General features: G+C 56.6%; 5 protein-coding genes. 1 reads left to right on the top strand and 4 read right to left on the bottom strand.

What is annotated here, in order from left to right; all coding sequences use genetic code 11:
* Positions 1 to 81 precede the first annotated feature (81 nt).
* Genes G403_RS0120355 through G403_RS0120345 form a run of 3 tightly spaced genes read right to left on the bottom strand, consistent with a single transcriptional unit; the run spans position 82 to position 3,302 of the window.
* Positions 82 to 831 (bottom strand): electron transfer flavoprotein subunit beta/FixA family protein, encoded by a 750-nt coding sequence (locus tag G403_RS0120355; RefSeq protein WP_027855610.1) that lies wholly within the window; start codon positions 829 to 831, stop codon positions 82 to 84.
* Between the two features lie 33 nt (positions 832 to 864).
* A complete protein-coding gene (locus G403_RS0120350) occupies positions 865 to 2,076 on the bottom strand; it encodes a CaiB/BaiF CoA transferase family protein (RefSeq protein WP_027855609.1) in 1,212 nt (403 codons plus the stop codon).
* 38 nt (positions 2,077 to 2,114) lie between these two features.
* On the bottom strand, positions 2,115 to 3,302 hold the full coding sequence (locus G403_RS0120345) for an acyl-CoA dehydrogenase (RefSeq protein ID WP_027855608.1): 1,188 nt from the start codon (positions 3,300 to 3,302) through the stop codon (positions 2,115 to 2,117).
* 213 nt (positions 3,303 to 3,515) lie between these two features.
* Between G403_RS0120345 and G403_RS0120340 the strand changes: the two genes are divergently transcribed.
* Positions 3,516 to 4,280: a FadR/GntR family transcriptional regulator gene (locus G403_RS0120340; protein ID WP_027855607.1), complete on the top strand. Its 765-nt coding sequence runs from the start codon at positions 3,516 to 3,518 to the stop codon at positions 4,278 to 4,280.
* Between the two features lie 2 nt (positions 4,281 to 4,282).
* On the opposite strand, the gene G403_RS24125 is transcribed toward G403_RS0120340, so the two are convergent.
* Positions 4,283 to 4,870, bottom strand: coding sequence for a flavin reductase family protein (locus G403_RS24125; RefSeq protein ID WP_051299360.1), 588 nt, complete (start codon positions 4,868 to 4,870; stop codon positions 4,283 to 4,285).
* Positions 4,871 to 5,015 lie beyond the last annotated feature (145 nt).

Genomic DNA, 5,015 nt, shown 5'->3' with positions numbered 1-5,015 from the left:
GCGGTCAGGGCGCTGAGGGTGGCCGGGTTCAGGGCCTGATTGTTGTGTTCGGCTATCAGTAAAATGCTCATCCCAACCCCCTTAGAGTACCTTGGCTTCGTTCTGGAGCTTGTCGACCAGCGCATCCACGCTGTCCACCTTGATACCGGCCTGGCGCTGTGCCGGGCTTTCGACCTTGAGCTGGGTGATGTGGGTTTTCAGTTCCACACCCAGATCAGCCGGGGTTTTCACATCCAGCGGCTTTTTCTTGGCCTTCATGATGTCCGGCAGTTTGGCGTAGCGCGGCTCGTTCAGGCGCAGGTCGGTGGTGACGATGGCGGGCAGTTCCAGAGCGACGGTTTTAAGACCGCCATCCACTTCCCGGGTGACCCGTGCTTTGCCGTCTTCCACTTTCACGGCGGAGGCAAAGGTACCCTGGGGACGGCCGGTCAGCGCCGCCAGCATCTGGCCGGTCTGGTTGTTGTCGGAGTCGATCGACTGCTTGCCGAGGATCACCAGGCCCGGCTGCTCTTCCTCAACCACTTTCGCCAGCAATTTAGCTACGTTCAAAGGCTCTGGCAGTTCGTCGGTATCGATCTGGATGGCACGATCGGCGCCTAATGCCATAGCGGTGCGCAGCTGTTCCTGAACCGCTTTGGGGCCGATGGACACAACAACCACTTCCGTGGCCACGCCGGCTTCTTTGAGCCGGATCGCCTCTTCCACGGCGATCTCACAGAAGGGGTTCAGGGCCATTTTGACGTTGGCCAGATCCACATCGGAGTTATCGGCTTTGACGCGGACCTTGACGTTGTAGTCGATTACGCGCTTTACGCTGACTAGTACTTTCATATCCGTTAAAAACTCTTCTTTCTATATGTCAAACTATCGAATGATGCCCTGAGCGCAGAGGGACTCCAGCTGGTCTGCCTGTTCAGGAGCAAGGCGTCGAATCACTTCAAAGGTATGTTCGCCCAAACCGGGCGGTGGGCTCTCGGCGTTTAACGCTGTTTGACCGAAACGCACCGGATTGCTGACCAGATTCACTTCCCCCGCTTTATCGTGGGGAAGAGTGATTTTCATGTTCCGGTGCTGCACCTGTGGGTCCGCGAACACTTGATCCATGGTATTGATCGGACCGCAGGGAACCCCCTCCTCCTCCAGCGCTTTAAGCCAGAATTCACTGGGCCGTTCCGCAATCCGACGCTCAATTTCCGGTATCAGTAATGCCCGGTTTTCAACCCGCTTACGGTTCGTGGCAAAGCGCTCATCCTGTCCCAGCGCGGGCAAACCGGCTACGTTGCAGAATCGCTGGAACTGGGTGTCGTTACCGACCGCCAAAATGATGTGGCCATCCTGAGTTGCAAACGCCTGATAGGGCACGATATTGGGATGTGCGTTGCCCAGACGTCCCGGCGACTTGCCGGAGGTCAGGTAATTAAGGGCCTGGTTAGCCAGCACACCCACCTGCACATCCATCAGGGACACATCGATACAGGTACCCTCACCGGTTCGATCACGGCCAATCAGTGCGGAAAGGATGGAGGTGGCGGCGTACATGCCGGTAAACAGATCGGTCACGGCAACACCCACCTTCACCGGCCCTCCACCGGGCTCGCTGTCCGGCTTACCGGTCACCCCCATCAAGCCCCCCATCCCCTGCAGGAGGAAATCGTAACCCGCCCGGTTGGCGTAGGGGCCATCCTGGCCGAATCCGGTAATAGAGCAATAGATCAGATCAGGCTTCACCGCTTTCAGACTTTCATAATCCAGTCCGTAGCGTTTGAGCCCTCCAACCTTGAAGTTCTCCAGTACCACGTCGCAGGATTTAACCAGCTCTTTAACGAGTCGTTGTCCTTCCGGCTGGGCGATATCGATCGCCACTGACTGCTTCCCCCGGTTAGCGCAGAGGTAATAGGCGGCATCCCGCGTGTTGTCCAGAAACGGAGGCCCCCAGCCACGGGTATCATCGCCCCGCTGGGGATGCTCCACCTTGATCACTTCCGCCCCCATGTCGGCCAGGTGCTGACTGCACCAGGGTCCTGCAAGGATCCGCGAAAGATCGAGTACGCGTATTCCAGTCAGCGGTTTGTCCATGATCTCCTCCTGAGCAGCGCTTACTTGAGCTCCGGTTATTAGCAGAACGCCTGGATCCCGGTTTGAGCACGGCCCAGAATCAGCGCGTGAACGTCGTGGGTACCTTCGTAGGTGTTAACGGTTTCCAGATTCACCATATGGCGCATGACGCCATACTCGTCGGCAATACCATTACCCCCGTGCATATCGCGGGCAAGCCGGGCGATATCCAGCGCCTTGCCGCAGTTATTGCGCTTGATCAGAGAGACCATTTCGGGTGCCCAGCTGTTGCTGTCCATCAGACGCGCCACCTGCAGTGCGGCCTGCAAGCCAAGGCTGATCTCGGTCTGCATATTCGCCAGCTTCAACTGAATCAACTGGTTGGCGGCCAACGGACGACCGAATTGGTTGCGGTCCAGCGTGTACTGACGCGCTGCATGCCAGCAGAACTCGGCAGCTCCTAGGGTGCCCCAGGCGATACCAAACCGTGCTTTGTTCAGACAGCCGAAAGGCCCGCCAAGGCCGCTGGCATTGGGCAGCAGGTTTTCTTCCGGAACAAAGACATCATCCAGAACGATTTCACCGGTAATCGACGCCCGCAGGCTGAGCTTGCCTTCAATCTTCGGGGTGGAAAAACCCTCGCTACCACGCTCAACGATAAAGCCCTTGATCTTGCCGTCATGGGCTTCGGAACGCGCCCAGACAACCGCAATGTCGGCAATGGGGCTGTTGGTAATCCACATCTTCTGGCCGGTCAGGCGGTAACCGCCATCCACTTTCTTTGCCCGCGTGTTCATAGAACCCGGGTCGGAACCGTGGTCAGGCTCGGTCAAACCAAAGCAACCCACCAGCTCACCACTGGCCAGGCGTGGCAGGAACTTCTGTTTCTGCTCTTCGGAGCCGTAGGCTTCGATGGGGAACATCACCAGAGACGACTGCACACTCATGGCGGAGCGATAACCGGAGTCCACCCGCTCGACTTCACGGGCGATCAAACCATACGCCACATGGTTCAACCCGCTGCCACCGTATTCCTCGGCCACAGTCGCGCCGAGCAGGCCCATCTCACCCATCTCGGTCATGATTTCACGATCAAAGCGCTCTTCACGGTACGCACTGAGCACGCGCGGCTGCAGCTCCTGCTGGCAGTAGGCATATGCTGCGTCGCGAATCTGGCGCTCTTCCTCTGTCAGTTGATGTTCCAGGAACAGCGGGTCTTCCCAGTTAAAATTCGTGGATCCGGCCATGTTATCTCTCCATCGACTCGATTTTCGGCTGTGCCCCCGGAACTTGAGAGCACCGCAGCAGTTGGGTAATTGAAGGGACGAGGATCATCGATACCCCCGGCCCGATAAATTCAATTATACTATTTATAATAATAAATAGACCTACACAACCCGGATCGCAAAATTCCTTGCTTTATGTCAGGATTACGCCTCCTTCCAGCCAGCTAAGAGCCAATGAATCAACAAGATTTTGTCAGCCCAAAACGGATCAAGCGCGCCGATCAGATCGTTGAATCGATCAAACGCTGGGTGGTCGTTAACGGCAAGCAGCCCGGCGACCGCTTACCCAATGAAAAGGAGTTGATCGAGCAGTTCGAGTGCTCAAAAGGTACCGTGCGAGAAGCGCTGAAATCACTGGAGGTTCAGGGTCTGGTATCGATCCGTACCGGCCCCAATGGCGGTGCGATCCTGGAACGTGTCCCCTATGAGAAAGCGAGCCAGCTACTGCGCAACTTTCTCCACTTCGAACAGCCTTCCGGCCCGGAGATCTATGCGCTGAGAACGCTGGTTGAACCGGAGATTGCAGCGCTCGCCGCCGAACGGCTCAACCAAGATGACCTGGCCAAACTCGAAGCACTGGTAGAACGCTGCCGTGCACCTGCCCAAAGTTTTGATGAGCGGATGGAACAGCGCATCGCCGAGCTTGAATTTCATGTCGTGCTGGCTCAACGCTGTGACAACGTGATGCTGGCATTTATAGGCCGCTTTATTAACGACATGATCCGGGACCTGGTCATCTTCAAGAAAGCCCAGCTCCCGGAGCAGCAGGAGTTTTCCTGCGCCAATCTCGAATACCACACCAAGCTGCTCGAAGCCTTTCGCGCCAGAGATGCTCAGGCCGCACGACAGCTGATGCTCGAGCATATGCAGTCAGCAGAGCACTTTAACCGGGAACTGGAAGGCCAGCTTCAGAAGCATTTTCTCTCTTCCGACCACTGATATCAGGGCAGCCGAACCGTTAACCGAGGAGAAAGCGACCTGGAACAACAGGGTGTAAAGCGGCTGTTCTCTTCCCTCTCCTGCTCGGTGAGGAACATATCGCGATGATCCGGTAGTCCATCGACCACCTCCAGAAGGCAGGACCCGCAGACCCCCTGTTCGCAGGAACAAGGCACCTCGAAGCCGGATCGCATCAGCGCTTCAAGTGCTGTTTCGTCAGCCTCAACATGGATCACCGTGTCGGTATCAATCAAGGCTATCTCGAATCGGTTATCCGATTCATGTGTCAGGCTATCGCTACGATTGAACAGTTCGTAGTGAATCTGTTCGTGTGCCCAACCCAGCTCAAGCGCCTGGTTCTCAAGCGCCTCGATCAGTCCCTGGGGCCCACAGATATAGAGGCCTGTATCCGCCGTTGCGCCCGAAAAGGCGGTAACCGCATCAAACTGAGGCGGTTGATCATCGGTATAGAGCCTCACCTGGCTGGGAAAGGCTGTGCTCATTTCATCGAAAAAAGCCGCGCGACCCGATGACCGGCATAAGTAGTGGAGCTCGAACGACGCTCCCTGCTGATCCAAAGCCCGTGCCATGGACAAGATCGGTGTTATCCCAATACCACCGGCGATCAAAAGGTAATGCGGGGTATACGGATTTAATGGTTGATGGGGCACCTTCACCCCATCAATCTGATACCACCCTCAGATGGTTGATAGATCGACTCCGTAGTTGAGTTCC

The organism is Marinobacterium litorale DSM 23545 (assembly GCF_000428985.1).
GTDB lineage: Bacteria > Pseudomonadota > Gammaproteobacteria > Pseudomonadales > Balneatricaceae > Marinobacterium_D > Marinobacterium_D litorale.
Note: the sequence above shows the minus strand (reverse complement) of the source record. Positions and strands in the feature narration are given on the sequence as shown.

Bases quoted from the DNA above. Each gene is read 5' to 3' on its own strand.
- G403_RS0120340 (WP_027855607.1), top strand. From the start codon at position 3,516: ATGAATCAACAAGATTTTGTCAGCCCAAAACGGATCAAGCGCGCCGAT.
- G403_RS0120345 (WP_027855608.1), bottom strand. From the start codon at position 3,302: ATGGCCGGATCCACGAATTTTAACTGGGAAGACCCGCTGTTCCTGGAA.
- G403_RS24125 (WP_051299360.1), bottom strand. From the start codon at position 4,870: ATGGCACGGGCTTTGGATCAGCAGGGAGCGTCGTTCGAGCTCCACTAC.
- G403_RS0120350 (WP_027855609.1), bottom strand. From the start codon at position 2,076: ATGGACAAACCGCTGACTGGAATACGCGTACTCGATCTTTCGCGGATC.
- G403_RS0120355 (WP_027855610.1), bottom strand. From the start codon at position 831: ATGAAAGTACTAGTCAGCGTAAAGCGCGTAATCGACTACAACGTCAAG.